The 15,858-nt window shown below is 69.4% G+C and carries 17 protein-coding genes; 11 read left to right on the top strand and 6 right to left on the bottom strand.

Annotated features, from left to right (window positions below; genetic code table 11):
- Nucleotides 1-60: 60 nt before the first annotated feature.
- A complete protein-coding gene (locus OHA61_RS15690; RefSeq protein ID WP_406303531.1) occupies nucleotides 61-1,536 on the bottom strand; it encodes an FAD-dependent monooxygenase in 1,476 nt (491 codons plus the stop codon).
- A gap of 103 nt (nucleotides 1,537-1,639) precedes the next feature.
- On the opposite strand from OHA61_RS15690, the gene OHA61_RS15685 reads away from it, so the two are divergent.
- Together OHA61_RS15685 and OHA61_RS15680 are read left to right on the top strand one after the other, a co-directional pair.
- Complete coding sequence (locus OHA61_RS15685; protein ID WP_328671746.1) at nucleotides 1,640-2,215, top strand: TetR family transcriptional regulator; 576 nt, start codon at nucleotides 1,640-1,642, stop codon at nucleotides 2,213-2,215.
- Nucleotides 2,216-2,273: 58 nt separating this feature from the next.
- Entirely contained in the window at nucleotides 2,274-2,756 is a 483-nt protein-coding gene (locus OHA61_RS15680; protein WP_389373218.1) for a MarR family winged helix-turn-helix transcriptional regulator, read from the top strand.
- Nucleotides 2,757-2,831: 75 nt separating this feature from the next.
- Here OHA61_RS15680 and OHA61_RS15675 read toward each other — a convergent pair whose 3' ends face one another.
- The 3 genes from OHA61_RS15675 to OHA61_RS15665 all read right to left on the bottom strand — a co-directional run bounded on the left by OHA61_RS15675 (nucleotide 2,832) and on the right by OHA61_RS15665 (nucleotide 5,106).
- Nucleotides 2,832-3,566: a Mut7-C RNAse domain-containing protein gene (locus OHA61_RS15675; protein ID WP_406303530.1), complete on the bottom strand. Its 735-nt coding sequence runs from the start codon at nucleotides 3,564-3,566 to the stop codon at nucleotides 2,832-2,834.
- 12 nt (nucleotides 3,567-3,578) lie between these two features.
- Nucleotides 3,579-4,442 carry an NAD(P)H-binding protein gene (locus OHA61_RS15670; RefSeq protein WP_406303529.1) on the bottom strand — a complete coding sequence of 288 codons (864 nt, stop codon included), beginning with the start codon at nucleotides 4,440-4,442 and terminating at the stop codon, nucleotides 3,579-3,581.
- Nucleotides 4,443-4,569: 127 nt separating this feature from the next.
- Nucleotides 4,570-5,106, bottom strand: a complete 537-nt coding sequence (locus OHA61_RS15665; protein ID WP_406303528.1) for a GNAT family N-acetyltransferase — start codon at nucleotides 5,104-5,106, stop codon at nucleotides 4,570-4,572.
- Between the two features lie 45 nt (nucleotides 5,107-5,151).
- On the opposite strand from OHA61_RS15665, the gene OHA61_RS15660 reads away from it, so the two are divergent.
- A complete protein-coding gene (locus OHA61_RS15660) occupies nucleotides 5,152-5,772 on the top strand; it encodes a hypothetical protein (protein WP_406303527.1) in 621 nt (206 codons plus the stop codon).
- Nucleotides 5,773-5,791: 19 nt separating this feature from the next.
- Here OHA61_RS15660 and OHA61_RS15655 read toward each other — a convergent pair whose 3' ends face one another.
- Nucleotides 5,792-6,670 (bottom strand): DUF6597 domain-containing transcriptional factor, encoded by an 879-nt coding sequence (locus OHA61_RS15655; protein WP_406303526.1) that lies wholly within the window; start codon nucleotides 6,668-6,670, stop codon nucleotides 5,792-5,794.
- Nucleotides 6,671-6,733: 63 nt separating this feature from the next.
- Between OHA61_RS15655 and OHA61_RS15650 the strand changes: the two genes are divergently transcribed.
- Complete coding sequence (locus OHA61_RS15650) at nucleotides 6,734-7,300, top strand: TIGR03086 family metal-binding protein (protein WP_406303525.1); 567 nt, start codon at nucleotides 6,734-6,736, stop codon at nucleotides 7,298-7,300.
- A gap of 91 nt (nucleotides 7,301-7,391) precedes the next feature.
- On the opposite strand, the gene OHA61_RS15645 is transcribed toward OHA61_RS15650, so the two are convergent.
- On the bottom strand, nucleotides 7,392-7,973 hold the full coding sequence (locus OHA61_RS15645; RefSeq protein WP_406307375.1) for a hypothetical protein: 582 nt from the start codon (nucleotides 7,971-7,973) through the stop codon (nucleotides 7,392-7,394).
- Between the two features lie 273 nt (nucleotides 7,974-8,246).
- On the opposite strand from OHA61_RS15645, the gene hemL reads away from it, so the two are divergent.
- From hemL to ccsB, 7 genes are all read left to right on the top strand, one after another.
- Nucleotides 8,247-9,563, top strand: a complete 1,317-nt coding sequence (gene hemL / locus OHA61_RS15640) for a glutamate-1-semialdehyde 2,1-aminomutase (protein WP_406303524.1) — start codon at nucleotides 8,247-8,249, stop codon at nucleotides 9,561-9,563.
- The gene (locus tag OHA61_RS15635) at nucleotides 9,560-10,243 is read left to right on the top strand and encodes a histidine phosphatase family protein (RefSeq protein WP_406303523.1); all 684 of its coding nucleotides are present in this window, start codon (nucleotides 9,560-9,562) and stop codon (nucleotides 10,241-10,243) included. Before hemL ends, OHA61_RS15635 begins: the two co-directional genes overlap by 4 nt.
- Before the next feature lie 134 nt (nucleotides 10,244-10,377).
- Nucleotides 10,378-11,607, top strand: a complete 1,230-nt coding sequence (locus OHA61_RS15630; RefSeq protein ID WP_406307374.1) for a hypothetical protein — start codon at nucleotides 10,378-10,380, stop codon at nucleotides 11,605-11,607.
- A 68-nt stretch (nucleotides 11,608-11,675) separates the two neighbouring features.
- Nucleotides 11,676-12,281, top strand: coding sequence for a TlpA family protein disulfide reductase (locus OHA61_RS15625; RefSeq protein WP_406303522.1), 606 nt, complete (start codon nucleotides 11,676-11,678; stop codon nucleotides 12,279-12,281).
- 31 nt (nucleotides 12,282-12,312) lie between these two features.
- On the top strand, nucleotides 12,313-13,050 hold the full coding sequence (locus OHA61_RS15620) for a cytochrome c biogenesis CcdA family protein (protein WP_266479438.1): 738 nt from the start codon (nucleotides 12,313-12,315) through the stop codon (nucleotides 13,048-13,050).
- A 5-nt stretch (nucleotides 13,051-13,055) separates the two neighbouring features.
- A complete protein-coding gene (locus tag OHA61_RS15615) occupies nucleotides 13,056-14,753 on the top strand; it encodes a cytochrome c biogenesis protein ResB (protein ID WP_406303521.1) in 1,698 nt (565 codons plus the stop codon).
- Nucleotides 14,750-15,832: a c-type cytochrome biogenesis protein CcsB gene (ccsB, locus tag OHA61_RS15610; RefSeq protein ID WP_324982094.1), complete on the top strand. Its 1,083-nt coding sequence runs from the start codon at nucleotides 14,750-14,752 to the stop codon at nucleotides 15,830-15,832. The genes OHA61_RS15615 and ccsB overlap by 4 nt, the downstream gene beginning before the upstream one ends.
- Nucleotides 15,833-15,858 lie beyond the last annotated feature (26 nt).

Below are 15,858 nucleotides of genomic sequence, written 5' to 3'. Positions count from 1 at the left end.
GGACCGGTACGTCTTCTGACGGGCTGACAGGTCGCCTGTGCCACGCATCCGGCCGCCGAATCAGCGGCCCTGTGCCCAGGCGATATAGCCGTCGGGGCGGATCAGCAGCGCACCGCGGCGGTCCGATGCCCAGGTCGCGCGTATGACGCTGCCGGGGGCGGCCGGTGCCGCGGGGGTCTCGCCCTTCGGGGCCACCAGAACGAACCGGCCCTCTCGCAGCAGTTCGTAGAGCCTGCCCTGGGTGAGCTCCAGGTCGGGCGCGCGCCTGCCAGTGAGGCGGTGGGCGCCGCGAGGCGCGGCGTAAGAGATGCCGATGCCGGAGATCATGCCCATCGCCCGGGCGGACGCGGGCCGCACCGCGTTCAGGAAGCGGGACGCGAGCGAGCGGGCGGCGCGCTGGAGCGGGGTGTGGGCCATGGCGAGCCGGACGATCGTGCCGCTGCTGCGCAGCACCATCGCACCGACGGGGTGCCGCTCCGACTCGTAGCTGTCGAGCAGGGTTTCGGGGTCGGGGGCCTTGCCCCGGACGACGGAAGCGAGCTTCCAGGAGAGGTTCGCGGCGTCCTGCAAGCCGGTGTTCATGCCTTGGCCGCCGGCGGGGGAGTGGACGTGCGCCGCGTCGCCCGCCAGGAAGACACGGCTGCTCCGGTAGGACGGAGCCTGGCGCTCGTCGCTGTGGAAGCGGGAGATCCAGCGAGCGTCATGCATGCCATGGTCGGTGCCGAGGGCTTGGCGGGCGATCTCGCGGACCTCGTCCAGCTCGACGGGCTCGCTGTCGGGGACCTGACGCTTGCGGTTCCAGCCCATGACGCGGTACCAGCCGTCGCCGAAGGGGGCGATGAACGCGAAGGCGTCGCCCGTGCCGTTGACGGTGAGGAGGCTCTCGGGCTCCTCCATGAGCCGGACGTCCGCGAGGACGATCGAGCGGATCGCCGAGACACCGGGGAACGGCAGGTCGAGAGCCGTGCGCACGGCGCTGCGCACCCCGTCCGTGCCGACCAGATAGCGGGCCCGCAGCGTGCTCCGGGTCCCGTCGGTGGCCCGCACCTCTGCGGTGACCTCGCCGGAGTCGCCGGAGGTGTCGGAGGTGTCGGACTGGCTCAGGCCGAGCAGCTCCGTGCAGTATCGGAAGGTCACGCCCGCGGCGATTGCCCGGCGCTCCAGCAGACGCTCCACCTCGTACTGCGGGGTGATGAGCAGGAACGGGAAACGGGAGTGGAGCCGGGACAGGTCGAGGGAGAGCCGGCTGAAGAGCCGCAGGCCGGTGATGGACGTGCCTGTCTTCACCAGCTCGTCCGCCAGGCCCCGGGCATCCAGCAGCTCCAGCGTGCGGGCGTGCACGCCGAAGGCGCGCGTCATGTTGCTGGTCTCGTGCGGGCGGCGCTCGATGACGGTGACCCGGACACCCGCGGCGGCGAGGTCGCCCGCGAGCAGCATGCCGGTGGGGCCCGCGCCCACGACGAGGACGTCGGTGCCGTCCCCGCGGGTCGTGCCGGTTGTGCGGGTGGTGACTTCGGTTCCGGGCTTGCCGGTCATGGCTGCCTCCTCAGGATGCCAACGCTTGTTGGTCAACGCTTGTTGGCAAATGTAGAGCGGCCCGGCCTGGCATGTCAACACCTGTTGGCCTACAGTTGTTGGCATGACGACGGAAGCCCCCGGCGGTCCCCGCCGCTCCGATGCCACCAGGGCCGCGATCCTCGAAGCCGCGCGCGAGCGCTTCGCGGCCGACGGGTACGAGCGCGCCACCATCCGGGCCATCGCCCGCGACGCGGGCATCGACCCGTCGATGGTCATGCGCTACTACGGCAACAAGGAGGGGCTGTTCGCCGCGGCCTCCGAATTCGATCTGCGCCTGCCCGCGCTGGGAGCCGTGCCCGGCAAGCACATGGGTGCGGTCCTCGTGTCCCACTTCCTCGACCGGTGGGAGCAGGACGAGGTGCTGACCGCGCTGCTGCGGGCCAGCGTCACCAATGCGGCCGCCGCCGAGCGGGCGCAGGAGATCTTCAAGGGGCAGCTCGGGCCGGTCGCCACCGCGGTCTGCCCCGATCCGGCCGAGGCTCCCCGCCGTGCCGCGCTCGTCGCCTCGCAGATCCTCGGGATGGCGCTCGTGCGCTACGTGCTGCGCTTCCCCCCGGCCGTCGACATGTCCCGGGAGGAGGTGATCGCCTGGCTGGCGCCGACGGTTCAGCGGTATCTGACGGCGGAGGCGCTGTAGGGGTGCCGTGGCCGGTGGCGTCGCGGGGGAGTGTGCGTTTGGTTCGTACAATCTCTGCATGACGCAGAAGAGTGCGGCCGGTCGGGGCAGGCTGATGGACGAGCTGTCCACCGCCTCGCGGCGCTACATGGCCTCGTACGCCCTGTTCAACCAGGCCCTCGCCGATCATCTGCGGCTGCATCCCACCGACTTGCAGTGCCTCAACCTGCTGGCGCTCGAGCCCGGCCCGGTGACCACCGGACGCGTCGCCGAGCTGACCGGGCTGACCACCGGGTCCGCGACGCGGCTCGTCGACCGGCTGGAGCGGGCCGGCTATGTCCGGCGCGAGCGCGACGTCGAGGACCGGCGGCGGGTGCTGGTGACGCTGGTGCCCGAGCGCATGGCGGAGTTCGGCGAGGTGTGGCAGAAGCTGAACGGCTCGTGGTTCGCCATGTTCGACGCGTACAGCGATGAGGAGATCGCGCTCCTCACCGCGCATATGAGGCGGACGGTCGAGCTCAGTGCGGCGCAGGTGGAGCGGTTGCGGGGCGGCGAGCTCTGACGCGGGCCGCGTGTCCTCAAACGCCGGACGGGCTGAATGTGCGGCCGCCCCGACTGAGCGCCGTACGGGCTGAAATTACGCCGCGGCGTCGCCGAATTCCCTCAGTGCCTCTTCGACGATCTCCTCCAGGCGGGCATGGTGCGCGCCCCGCCAGTACACACGCTCGCAGGCCGTGCACTGCGCGAACACGTCGTACGTCCGCTGGGTGCCCTGCTGCAACTGGTCCTGGACCGAGTCCTTGTCCGCATCCGTCAGCCGCCCGTTGCACGCCGTGCAGCGGGTCCAGGGTGCGAGCCTCGGCGCGAACCGCTCCAGTACGTCCCGCAGTTGGTCGTCCGGGCGGTCGCTGTAGATGTACGCCCCCGCCCAGATCTCCCGCCGCCTCAGCAGTCCGCGGTCGCGGGAGAGCAGGACCCGCTGCTCCTTCGCCGAGAGGGCGGCCAGTGCCGGGTCGCCGATGTCCTCGTTCTCGTACGCGGCGTCGAGGCCGAGCAGCCGCAGCCGTCGCGCCAGCGTGCCGAGGTGGACGTCGAGCAGGAAACGCAGCGGGGCTCCGGGGACCGCTTGAGGCCGTTCGACGCCGAACACCTCGACGCTCTCGCCGGTGCGCGGGATGTGGGAGACGGGCACCTCGCGGCCGTCCACGAGCACCCGGCCCGCCTCGGTGAGCGGGACACCGAGCGACTCGATGACATGGCCGAGGGTCGACGATCCGTCGGTGACCAGGGCCGTACGTCCCTGGCGGCGCTCCGAAGGGACGAAGAGGCGCAGCTCAGGGGCGACGCTTAGATGGATTTCCGGTCCGTTCACGCCGCCAGCATGTCATCGGGCGGCCCGCGTCAGCCAGGCCGTTTTGAAGGCATCGGCGTTCTCCGCCGCCCACGCGGCGAAACTGCGGGCCGGGTGGCCGGTCAGTTCCTCGACGGCGTGGGTCAGCGGCGTGGGTGAGCCGTCGGTCGAGGCCCAGTAGTCGAGCAGTCCGTCGGCGAAGGCGCCCGGCATGTATCCGGCCATGGCCGCCTTCCACGCCTCGCGGGTCACCGTGGTGTAGGGGAAGGGGCTGCCGACCGCGCGTTCCAGGATGGCGAGTTGTTCGGTGAAGGTGAGCGATTCGGGGCCGGTCAGGTGGTACGTCCTGCCGCGCAGCTCCGGCCGGGTGAACAGCGCGAACGCCGCCTCGGCGATGTCGCGTTCGTGGATGGGATCGCCGTAACTGCCGGGGTACGGCAGGTCGATCGAGCCGGCGGACTCCAGCGCCCAGCGCCACTGGAACGCGTTGGCCGCGAAGGCGCCCGGCTGAAGGACGCTCGTCTCGACGGGCGAGGCGGCAAGCGCCTGCTCGACGGCGAGATGCGACGCGGCGATCGGGTTGTCGGCAGCGTCCGGATCGAGAACGGAGCTGGAGGAGAGAAGCACGATGTGTTCGACGCCCGCCGCCGCGGCCTCGTCGAGGAAGGCGCCGGTCTGCGACGGCTCCGCGTACAGAAAGACGGAGGTCACGGAGTCGAGGGCGGCCGGGAAGGTCACGGGGTCGTCGAGCGCGCACTGCACGGCTTCGACGCCCGTCGGGAGGCGAAGCTCGTCCGGGGCGGCGGAGGCGGCGCGGACGTCGGCTCCGGCCTGGTGGAGGAGCGCGATGAGGGCGGAGCCGACTTTGCCGCGGCTTCCGGTGACGAGGACGGTCATGGGTGAGGTTCCTTAAGGGAGTTGCGCATCATTCGGCGCCGCGCAGAATCTGCGTGGCGCAGATAAATATCCGCGAAAGTGCCCCTCTCGTCAAGCAGACCCGCATCAGCCGCGCATCAGGCGTGCCTCACCTCGTGGGGGAAGTCCCCCACAGGTCCAGTCGCCAGTCGTTGGACACAGCCACATGGCCCGGCGGGTACTCGAATTCGCACTCGCCCAGCAGCTCGAAGCCCACTTTCCTGCACACCGCGTTCGACGGGCCGTTGTCAGGGGGCGGGAAAGCGTGCAGATAGCGGTGCTTGTGCTCGGCGCGTGCCGCCTCGACCACCGCGCGCGTGCCCGATGTCGCGATGCCGCGCCCCTGGAAGCCGAGCAGGACGCCCCACCCCGTCTCGTACACCTCCTCGCCCTGCCAGGTCCTCTCCCAGAAGCCGACCGAGCCCACCGACTCCCCGGTCTCCTCCAGGACGATGCGGTACATCCGGCCTCTGCCCGTACGGTCAAAGCTCACCTCCACATAGCGCGCGTGCCGCTTGACCAGCTGCTCTTCCGTCTCCGGGCCTCCCAGGTGTGCCATCAACTCCGGTGCGTTCGCAGCCCGGAGAAGGTCGAAGTCGTCCTCGGACCATGGCTCGATCCGTACCGCCGATGCTTTGATCTCCATGTCACGCACTGTAAGACGGGGGTCTGACAACCGGGGGTCCTGAGGATGAGCTTCACCGGTGTGTGGGCGATCGGTGCCGTCCCCGATGCCGAAGTCGCCGCCCTTCCCGGGCGTTTCGCGCACCTGGAGGGGGAGTGGACCACGCCCCCGGGCTACGCCGAGGATCTGGCGTGGTGGCTCGGCGGCGGTGACCGCGAACCGTACTTCACGCCCGATCCCACCCCCGCAGCCCTCCGCTTCGCGGCCTTCGCGCGCAGTGGCGGACCCAGCGCGCCGGCCGTCGCCGCGATGAAGGAGGCGGGCATGGACCTGTTGCGGGACGCGGAAGGGGCGGCCGCCTTCGCGGCCACGGCGCGCAAGAGCGATCCGGCCGTCGCCCTCTGTTACGGCCTGGGGGCCAAGGCCGTAGCCGGCCTCCCCGGCTGGTTCGGCGACTTTCTGCTGACCGCCGCCGAGGTGCGGGCCGTCCTGCCGCACGCCGAGTCCGTGCTCGCCGTAACCGGGCCCCGCCGAGCCGAGATCATCGGCCGTGTCGACGCCTGGATGTCGGCCATGAGCGACGAGCCCGGCTTCGACGCGCGCATGCTGCTGGACGGGCCGCTGCGGGTGCTGCGGTACGCGGCCGCACATGGCACGGGCGCGGTCGGCGTCACCCAGAGTTACTGATAGCTCGGCCGGACAGGACCTAAGGGGTCTGGCGCGCGTAGGCGGTCGGCGGTACGCCCACCGTCGCCGTGAAATCCCGTACGAGATGGGCCTGGTCGCTGTATCCGAGCTCGGCGGCCAGCGCCGCCCAGTCCAGCGCGTCGGCATCCGAGGCCCCGCCGCCACCTTCGGCCGCGGCGTCCTCCGCCGCCTCGGCCCGCTCCAGCGCCTCATGGATGCGGTAGCGCAGGATGACCCACTTGGGGCCCACACCGACGTACGCCGCGAAGAGCCGCTGCAGCGAACGCGCCGACACCCCTTCCGCCTCCGCCAGCTCGGCGACCCGCCGGATCGTACGGTCCCTGCGCACCAGATCGACCAGCTCCATCGCGCGCAGCGCCTGCGGGTCCGCCGCGGGCTCCAGCCCCAGCAGGAAGGCGTCCAGTGCGGCGACCCGCTCGTCCTCCGCCTCCGGCCCGAGGATCGCGCCCGCCGTGTCCGGGCCGGCGCCCGCCGTGTTCGCCGTGTCCGCGCCCGTGAGGACGTCCGGGACCGGCAGGCGCTGCCCCGTCCAGTCGGACACGGGCCGCCCGGGGGCGAACGGCCGGAAGCCGCCGGGCCGGAACTGCACCCCGCACACCCGCCCCCGCCCCTGAAGCTTCTGCGTGAACAGCCCCAGGCCGATGCCCGCGACCTCGCCCCACGGCGGCTTGTCGCCGTACCGCTGGAAGACCACGTTCACGGACGGATGCGGCACCACATGCGAGGCGTACGGCTCCGCCAGGTCCCAGTCGATGAGCCAGTAGTGCTCGAGATACGGGCGCAGCTCGGGCGCGGGCTCGCGGCGGCGGAAGTCGACCCGCGCGAAGAGCTCGCGGGCTTCGACGATTCCCCTGGTGTCGCGGCGCGGACCTGCCATGACGCGGATCCTATGTCGCGTTTGTTCAATACGCAGGGACTGTGCCGGGCCTACCGTCGAGGCATGACGAAACCCATCAGTGAGCTGCTCGACGCGGCGGCGAGGCGTGCCGTGCCGGTGGTGCGTGGCATCACCGAGGACCAGCTGTCCGACCCGACGCCCTGCGCCGAGTACGACGTACGCACTCTGACCGATCACCTCATCCAGGTGCTGATCAACTTCCAGAAGCTGGCGGCGAAGGAGGAATCCGACTTCGGTGCCGAACCGCACTACATGGAGGGCGACTGGCGGTCCCGGTTCGCCGACGAGGCCGGCGCACTCGTCGCGGCGTGGGCGGCACCCGGCGCCGAGGAGGGCACCACCGGGCGCATGGGCTTCCCGGCCAGGACCGTCGCCAACATGGCGCTGGGCGATCTGACCGTGCACGCGTGGGACCTGGCCCGCGCCACCGGACAGGACTTCACGCCGGACCCGGCCGTCGTCGAGGAGATCGAGCCCACGCTCGCCGAGCTGGCGCCGATGGCCCACAAGGGCGGCGTGTACGGCGCGCCCGTCGAGGTCGGGCAGGACGCGTCCGCCTTCGACCGGGTGCTTGGGCTGACGGGCCGCGATCCGCACTGGCGGCCGTAGCTCGCTCACACCCGGCGCCCGCCCGCGATCTGTGCTTCGCCCAGGTCAACGGTGCGCCCGGGCTCGACCTGCACGATCGGCCGGACACGACCTAGGGCCACACCAGGCAGTACGGCTGGTGCCCCGCCTCATGCAACCGCACCGAGAAGTCCTGCCACTCGTGAAGCAGTTGGTACACGTTGAACGCGTCCCGCGGACCGCCCCGGTCCGGGACCGTCGACCATATGAAGGCCGCCGCGCCCACCGACTCCTCGCCGATGCCGCGTAGCGGGTCGACCACCGTCATCGGAAGCTTGACCACCGCGTAGTCGGGGTGGAGCACCACCAGCTCCAGCGGCGGCACCTTGTTCAGCGGCATGCCCTGGATGCCCGTCAGCACCATCGCGGCTATGGTCTCCGGCTTGATCTTGGCGAACATTCCGCCCATGCCGAGTTCGTCGCCGCCCAGTTCCTCGGGGCGCATCGAGATCGGCACGCGTGCCGCCGTGGCCCCGTCGGGTGCGCCGAAGTACTTGTAGGTCACCCCCACTCGGCCGCTCCTGCTTTCCATGGGCTCGCCCGGGCCTTCCATGGGTTCGCCCGCGCCCGATTCGCCTCGCCGGTGCTTTCCCCGCCGGGCAGGCTCAGGACCCAGACCGTCGGTCCCCTCGCCCAGTCCGCCACCGCGATGCATATCTCCACCCGACCACTCGCAGCCCCCGCCGCGCAACCCGATCATCGTGACAGTGACCTCCCCCACGAACGTACTGTGAAACACCAGTCCGCAAGAACGTCGAAGGCTCTGACACCATGGATTCCGTGAGCTTTCCCTGTGTCGCCCCAGTTTCGCAGACGCGAGCGTGGTGACGCCCTTTCGTAATACGAGGAGACCGCGCTCCCTGCTCACCGGTGGCCGAGATCCTCCGTCCCGGCCCCCCGAACACCCGCATAGCAGATCAGGACCAAAGTGGCGTATTCATACGAAGCCCCCGTTTCGCAGACGCTCTTCGACCGCGCGTCCCTTGTGACGCCCGGCGGCGTGAACTCTCCTGTCCGAGCCTTCCGCGCTGTGGGCGGTACGCCCCGGTTCATGGTGTCCGGTACGGGTCCGTACCTCACCGATGCCGACGGGCGCGAGTATGTCGACCTCGTCTGCTCGTGGGGACCGATGATCCTCGGGCACTCCCACCCGTCCGTCATCGAGGCCGTGCAGTCCGCCGTGGCCCGCGGAACCTCCTTCGGCACGCCCGGCGAGGGTGAGGTGGCCCTCGCCGAGGAGATCGTGGCCCGTATCGAGCCCGTCGAGCAGGTACGGCTGGTTTCCAGCGGTACGGAAGCGACGATGTCCGCGATCCGGCTGGCCCGCGGTTTCACCGGCCGCGCCAAGGTCGTGAAGTTCGCCGGCTGCTACCACGGCCATGTGGACGCGCTGCTCGCCGCAGCGGGCTCGGGCGTAGCGACCTTCGGGCTGCCCGACACCCCCGGCGTCACGGGCGCGCAGGCGGGCGACACCATCGTGCTGCCGTACAACGACCTTCAGGCGGTGCGTGAGGCCTTCCGGGCGCACCCCGGCGAGATCGCCTGTGTGATCACCGAGGCGTCGCCCGGCAACATGGGCGTGGTCCCGCCGCGGCCGGGCTTCAACGAGGGCCTCAAGGCGGCCTGCGCCGAGAACGGCGCGCTGTACATCTCCGACGAGGTCATGACCGGCTTCCGTACGTCCAGGGCCGGCTGGTACGGCGTGGACGGCGTCGCGCCCGACCTGATGACCTTCGGCAAGGTGATGGGCGGCGGCTTCCCCGCCGCGGCCTTCGGCGGCCGCCAGGACGTCATGGCCCATCTCGCCCCGGCCGGCCCGGTCTACCAGGCGGGCACCCTCTCCGGTAACCCGGTGGCCACCGCCGCCGGGCTCGCGCAGCTCCGGCTGCTCGACGAGGCCGCGTACGAGAAGATCAACGCCGTCTCGGCACAGATCCAGTCGCTGGTGACCGACTCGCTCTTCAAGGAGGGCGTGGCCCACCGGCTGCAGAGCGCGAGCAACATGTTCTCCGTCTTCTTCACCGGCTCGGAGGTCACGAACTACGAGGACGCCAAGAAGCAGGAGTCCTTCCGCTTCACCGCCTTCTTCCACTCGATGCTCTCCCAGGGCGTCTACCTGCCGCCGTCCGCCTTCGAGTCCTGGTTCGTCTCCACGGCCCACGACGAGCGGGCCATCGAGCGGATCGCCGCCGCCCTGCCCGCCGCCGCCCGTGCCGCGGCCGAGGCGACGGAGGTGTCCGCATGAGCGAGGACAAGGACATCACCGTCGTCCATCTGGTGCGCCACGGCGAGGTCGAGAACCCCGACGGTGTGCTCTACGGCCGCCGCACCGGGTACCACCTCTCCGAGCTCGGCCGGCAGATGGCCGAGCGGGTCGCCGAGCATCTCGCGGACCGCGACATCACCCATGTCGTCTCCTCCCCGCTGGAGCGCGCCCAGGAGACCGCGGCTCCCGTGGCCAAGAGCCACAGCCTCACCCTGGACACCGACGAGCGGCTCATCGAGGCGGGCAACGTCTTCGAGGGCAAGACCTTCGGCGTCGGCGACGGCGCGCTGCGCAAGCCGTCCAACTGGAAGCATCTGACCAATCCGTTCCGCCCCTCGTGGGGCGAGCCCTACGTCGATCAGGTCGTACGGATGATGGGCGCGCTTGACGCGGCGCGGGACGCGGCCCGTGGGCACGAGGCCGTGTGCGTGAGTCATCAGCTGCCGATCTGGATCGTGCGCAGCTTCGTGGAGCGGCGGCGGCTGTGGCACGACCCGCGCCGCCGGCAATGCACGCTCGCGTCCCTGACCACGTTCACATATCAGGGCGACCGTATTGTTTCCGTCGGTTACAGCGAGCCCGCCCGTGATCTTGTTCCGGCTCATCTTCTCGCCGGTGCAAAGCCTGTGAAGGGCAAGTCCAAAGCATTCGGCGCGTAGATCGAAAGCAGTTCTTGACGAACCTTCACGAAATGGGTGCCAGTCCCCGGAACCCCTCTCTCCGGAAGTCCATCTAGACCATTGCCGGTTTGGATGTGCTCTCTCCGAACGGGAGAGCGTGGATGGGGGACGAGATGGGCGACATCAGTCGAAGGGGCTTGCTCGGGGCGGGACTTGGAGCCGCAGCCGCGATCGGAATCGCGGGCTGCGGCTCCTTGGGTCAGGGCAAAGGGGGACAGACCGGACCCGGCGGGGAGGGCAAGCCTTCCCCGTCCAGGAGTCAGGGCCGGCTCATCGGTGACGGCTCCACGTCCGACACCGGCAAGCAGCCGAACCAGCCGCCCAAGCCCGTTCGGCTCGAACCGGGCCAGACGCCGCCGCAATTCGTGATCTTTTCCTGGGACGGTGCGGGCGAGGTCGGCAACGGCCTCTTCCCGCGCTTCCTCGAACTCGCGAAGAATCATGACGCCGCGATGACCTTCTTCCTCTCCGGGCTCTATCTGCTCCCCGAGTCGAAGAAGACGCTCTACCGCCCGCCGAACAACGGCATCGGCGCATCCGACATCGGTTATCTCACCGACGGTCACATCAAGGAGACGCTGAAGTACGTACGCCAGGCATGGCTCGACGGCCATGAGATAGGCACGCACTTCAATGGGCATTTCTGCGGCGGTTCGGGATCGGTCCGCAACTGGTCGCCCGCCGACTGGCAGAACGAGATAGACCAGGCTGTGAAGTTCGTCACCGAGTGGCGTACGAACACGGGCTGGAAGGACCTCGATCCGCTGCCCTTCGACTACCGCAAGGAACTCGTCGGCGCCCGCACCCCCTGCCTGCTCGGCCAGGACAGGCTGCTGCCCACCGCGAAGAAGCTCGGCTGGCGCTACGACGCCAGCTCGCCCGGCGGCCGCCAGATGTGGCCCGAGAAGCGCCAGGGCCTGTGGGATCTGCCGCTCCAGCAGATTCCGTTCCCCGGGCACTCCTTCGAGGTGCTCTCGATGGACTACAACATCCTCGCCAATCAGTCGAACAATTCGACCAAGGGCATGCCCGAGCGCTATCCCGGCTGGAAGAAGCAGGCAGGCGAGGCGTACCTCGCCGGATTCAACCGGGCCTACGAGAGCAATCGCGCGCCCTTCTACATAGGCAACCACTTCGAGCAGTGGAACGGCGGCATCTACATGGACGCCGTCGAAGAGGCGCTCAAGGGCATGGCCGGCAAGAAGGACGTACGGCTGGTCTCCTTCCGGCAGTTCTGCGACTGGCTCGATGTCCAGGACCCGCAGGTGCTCGCCAAGCTCCGGACGCTCGAAGTCGGTCAGTCCCCGGCGGGCGGCTGGAACACATTCTTCAAGGCAGCCTGACAAGGGGCTTCACGGGCACCCAGGGGGGCGCGGAATGATCCGCGGAAGGGCCATGCGAAACTTTTCACATGAGCCTTAGCCGTGCCCCCCGCGCCGCCCTGCTGACCGCCGTGGTCGCTGGCGGCGCACTCGTGCTGTCGGCATGCAGCGGTGACTCCAACGGCAAGTCCGGCGGTGGCGGCGACACCAACTTCGTCACCGACACCGGTGGCATCTCCACCGTCGCCAAGGGCAAGCGCACCGCCCCCCGCACGCTCGCCGGCGAGACCCTCGACGGCAAGCAGCTCGACGTCGCCGACTTCAAGGGCAAGGTCGTCGTGATGAACGTCTGGGGCTCCTGGTGCCCGCCCTGCCGGGCCGAGGCGCCGCATTTCGCGAAGGTGGCCAAGGAGACCAAGGCCAAGGGCGTCGAGTTCGTGGGGATCAATACCCGCGACGCCAACAAGGGCCCGGCTCTCGCCTTCGAGAAGGATTACGAGATCGGCTATCCGAGCCTGTACGACCCGGTGAGCAAGCTGATCGTCAACGGCTTCCCCAAGGGCAGCCTCAATCCGCAGGCCATTCCCTCCACGATCGTTCTCGACCGCGAGGGAAAGATCGCGGCACGCTCGCTCATGGCTCTCGACAGCGAGGGGCTCCACAAGATCATCGATCCGCTGGTCGCGGAGAAGTGATCGTGGAACGGTCCTCGCGAGGTGAGTCGCGGTGAATGAGACGGTCTTCAGCGGTGCGCTGCTGCTCGCACTGCCCATCGCCGTGCTCGGCGGTCTCGTCTCCTTCTTCTCGCCGTGCGTGCTGCCTCTCGTACCCGGCTATCTCTCCTACGTCACCGGAGTCAGCGGCACCGACCTGGCCGAGGCCAAGCGCGGCCGGATGGTCGCGGGAGCCTCCCTCTTCGTCCTCGGATTCACCGCCGTCTTCGTCTCAGGCGGCGCCCTCTTCGGCTACTTCGGCGCGAGCCTGCAGGCCGAGAAGGAGACGCTCTCCAAGGTCCTCGGCGTACTGATGATCCTGCTGGGCGTGTTCTTCATGGGGCTGATGCCCTGGCTCACCCAGCGCGAATTCCGTATCCACAAACGGCCGGTGACCGGGCTGGTGGGCGCTCCGCTGCTCGGCGCGCTCTTCGGGGTCGGCTGGACGCCGTGCATCGGCCCGACGCTCGCGTCCGTGAACGCGCTGGCCGCCGAGCAGGCGAGCGCCGGCCGGGGGGCCATACTGACGGTCGCGTACTGCATCGGCCTCGGACTGCCCTTCGTCCTCGCGGCGGTGGCCTTCCGCAAGGCGCTCGGCGCCTTCGGGTGGGTCAAGCGCCACTACGCCTGGGTGATGCGGATCGGCGGCATCATGATGATCGCGACCGGTCTGCTGTTGCTGACCGGCGTCTGGGACAGCCTGGTGCAGGACATGCAGGGCTGGACCAATGGCTTCACGGTGGGGATCTGAGTTCCATGAGCACGACGGAGACCGAAGAGCAGCGCGACGGCGGGGACGCCCAGGACGGCAAGGACCTCGGCGCGGCCGGCGCCCAGCTGTCCACCGCCCCCCGCGAGGAGCTCACCGGTGGGCCTTCCCTCTCGGTCGTCGGCTGGGTCCGCTGGTTCTGGCGGCAGCTGACGTCGATGCGGGTCGCGCTGATCCTGCTCTTCCTGCTCTCGCTCGGCGCGATCCCCGGCTCGCTGATCCCGCAGAACAGCGTGGACGAGCTGAAGGTGCGGACCTTCAAGGAGTCCCACATGACGGTCTCGCCGATCTACGAGAAGCTGCAGTTCTTCGACGTCTACAGCTCGGTGTGGTTCTCGGCGATCTACATCCTGCTGTTCGTCTCGCTCATCGGCTGCATCGTGCCGCGCTCCTGGCAGTTCGTCGGGCAGCTGCGCGGCCGCCCGCCGGGCGCGCCCGGACGGCTGACCCGGCTGCCCGCGTACACGACCTGGCGTACGCACACCGAGCCCGAGCAGGTGCGTGAGGCCGCGCTCGCGATGCTGAAGAAGCGCCGCTTCCGCGCCCACACCGTCGGTGACGCGGTCGCCGCCGAGAAGGGCTATCTGCGCGAGGCCGGCAACCTGCTCTTCCACATCGCGCTGATCGTGATGCTGGTGGCCTTCGCCGCGGGCCAGCTCTTCAAGTCCGAGGGCGGAAAGCTGATCGTCGAGGGCGACGGCTTCTCCAACACCCTCACCCAGTACGACGACTTCAAGTCCGGCTCACTGTTCCGCACGGACGACCTCGTGCCGTTCACCTTCAAGCTGGACCGGTTCACGGGTACGTACGAGAAGACCGGGCCGCAGCGCGGCACCCCGCGTACCTTCGAGGCCCAGGTCACCTATTCCCAGGGCGGCGGCCCGGACAAGAAGTCCGTCATCCAGGTCAACAAGCCCCTGGTCATCGACGGCACCAAGGTCTATCTGCTCTCGCACGGGTACGCGCCCGTCGTCACCGTCCGGGACGGCCGTGGCAAGGTCGTCTTCAACGGCGGCGTCCCGCTGCTGCCGATCGACAACAACATCACGTCGACCGGCGCGATCAAGGTGATGGACGGCTACCGGGACAGATACGGCAAGAAGGACCAGCTGGGCTTCCAGGCCTTCTTCGTGCCGACGTTCGGCGGCGCGGGCAAGGGCACCATGTTCTCGCAGTTCCCCGGCCTCGAGTTCCCCGTGATCGCGCTGACCGGCTACCACGGCAGCCTCGGCGTCAACGCGGGGCTGCCGCAGAACGTGTACCAGCTCGACACCGCCAAGATGACCCAGTTCAAGGACGCCAAGGGCCAGATTCTCAAGGCGCGGCTGCTGCCCGGCGAGACGATGACCCTCCCGGGCGGCGCGGGCTCCATCACCTTCGAGAAGGAAGTGAAGGAGTGGGCGAGCTTCCAGATCTCGCAGCAGCCCGGCAACGGCTGGGCGCTGACCGGCGCCATCGCCGCCATCGCGGGCCTCGTCGGCTCGCTGTTCATCCAGCGCCGCCGGGTCTGGGTGCGGGCCGTGACCGGTGAGGACGGCGTCACCGTCGTCGAAATGGCGGGACTCGGCCGCAGCGAGTCCCCGAAGCTTCCCGAAGAGCTGGGCGATCTGGCCCTGACTCTCAACGCCGAGGCGCCGACGGCGCCCGATTCCTCAGACGTACCTGCCGAAGGGGCTGAGAAGTGACTCTCGCCGCCGCAACCAACGAGAATCTCGCGCACATCAGCAATGTGCTGATCTATTCGTCGATGGCCGTCTACACGCTGGCCTTCTTCGCGCACATCGCGGAATGGGTCTTCGGCAGCCGCAGCAAGGTCGGCCGCACGGCCGCCGCGCTGACCGGCGCCGGGTCCGCCGCGGCCCCCTCGGTCACGGTCCGGGTCAAGCAGGCCGGCGGCACCGCCGTACTGGACAAGCCCAAGGTCATCACCCGCTCCGCGGCCGGCACCCGCGACGTCCCGGACGGTCCCGGCGCGGCCGGCGGCACCGAGAAGGGCGACCTGTACGGCCGGATCGCCGTCTCGCTGACGGTCCTTGCCTTCCTGGTCGAGGCGGGCGGCGTCGTCGCCCGCGCGATGTCGGTGCAGCGGGCCCCCTGGGGCAACATGTACGAGTTCTCCATCACCTTCTCCACGGTGGCGGTCGGCGCGTACCTCGGCTTCCTGCTGGCGAAGAAGAACGTCCGCTGGATGGGCCTGCTGCTGGTCACCACGGTCCTCCTCGACCTCGGCATCGCCACCACCTGGCTCTACACCGACAGCGACCAACTGGTCCCGGCCCTGCACTCGTACTGGCTGTGGATCCATGTCTCCACCGCGATCTTCTGCGGCGCGGTCTTCTACCTGGGCGCGGTCGGCACGCTGCTCTACCTGTTCCGCGACAGCTACGAGAACAAGCTGGCCCGCGGCGTGAAGCCCGGCTCCTTCGCCACCTCGGTCCTGGAACGCCTGCCCGCGGCCGCCTCGCTCGACAAGTTCTCGTACCGCATCAACGCCGCGGTCTTCCCCCTGTGGACCTTCACGATCATCGCGGGCGCGATCTGGGCGGGCGACGCCTGGGGCCGCTACTGGGGCTGGGACCCCAAGGAGGTCTGGTCCTTCATCACCTGGGTCGCGTACGCCTGCTACCTGCACGCACGCGCCACCGCGGGCTGGAAGGGCCGCAAGGCGGCCACCCTGGCGCTCATCGCCTTCGGCTGCTGGCTCTTCAACTACTACGGCGTGAACATCTTCGTCACCGGCAAGCACTCCTACGCCGGGGTCTGACCCTTCCCGTACGGTCGCCAGATGCC

Source organism: Streptomyces sp. NBC_00885, assembly GCF_045207475.1.
GTDB lineage: Bacteria > Actinomycetota > Actinomycetes > Streptomycetales > Streptomycetaceae > Streptomyces.
This window is presented reverse-complemented; position numbering and strand designations above follow the sequence as displayed.

Excerpts from the sequence above, each read along its gene's own strand:
- OHA61_RS15690 (WP_406303531.1), bottom strand. The coding sequence starts at position 1,536 with ATGACCGGCAAGCCCGGAACCGAAGTCACCACCCGCACAACCGGCACG.
- OHA61_RS15685 (WP_328671746.1), top strand. The coding sequence starts at position 1,640 with ATGACGACGGAAGCCCCCGGCGGTCCCCGCCGCTCCGATGCCACCAGG.
- OHA61_RS15680 (WP_389373218.1), top strand. The coding sequence starts at position 2,274 with ATGACGCAGAAGAGTGCGGCCGGTCGGGGCAGGCTGATGGACGAGCTG.
- OHA61_RS15670 (WP_406303529.1), bottom strand. The coding sequence starts at position 4,442 with ATGACCGTCCTCGTCACCGGAAGCCGCGGCAAAGTCGGCTCCGCCCTC.
- OHA61_RS15665 (WP_406303528.1), bottom strand. The coding sequence starts at position 5,106 with ATGGAGATCAAAGCATCGGCGGTACGGATCGAGCCATGGTCCGAGGAC.
- OHA61_RS15660 (WP_406303527.1), top strand. The coding sequence starts at position 5,152 with ATGAGCTTCACCGGTGTGTGGGCGATCGGTGCCGTCCCCGATGCCGAA.
- OHA61_RS15655 (WP_406303526.1), bottom strand. The coding sequence starts at position 6,670 with ATGGCAGGTCCGCGCCGCGACACCAGGGGAATCGTCGAAGCCCGCGAG.
- OHA61_RS15650 (WP_406303525.1), top strand. The coding sequence starts at position 6,734 with ATGACGAAACCCATCAGTGAGCTGCTCGACGCGGCGGCGAGGCGTGCC.
- OHA61_RS15645 (WP_406307375.1), bottom strand. The coding sequence starts at position 7,973 with ATGCATCGCGGTGGCGGACTGGGCGAGGGGACCGACGGTCTGGGTCCT.
- OHA61_RS15635 (WP_406303523.1), top strand. The coding sequence starts at position 9,560 with ATGAGCGAGGACAAGGACATCACCGTCGTCCATCTGGTGCGCCACGGC.
- OHA61_RS15630 (WP_406307374.1), top strand. The coding sequence starts at position 10,378 with ATGGGCGACATCAGTCGAAGGGGCTTGCTCGGGGCGGGACTTGGAGCC.
- OHA61_RS15625 (WP_406303522.1), top strand. The coding sequence starts at position 11,676 with ATGAGCCTTAGCCGTGCCCCCCGCGCCGCCCTGCTGACCGCCGTGGTC.
- OHA61_RS15615 (WP_406303521.1), top strand. The coding sequence starts at position 13,056 with ATGAGCACGACGGAGACCGAAGAGCAGCGCGACGGCGGGGACGCCCAG.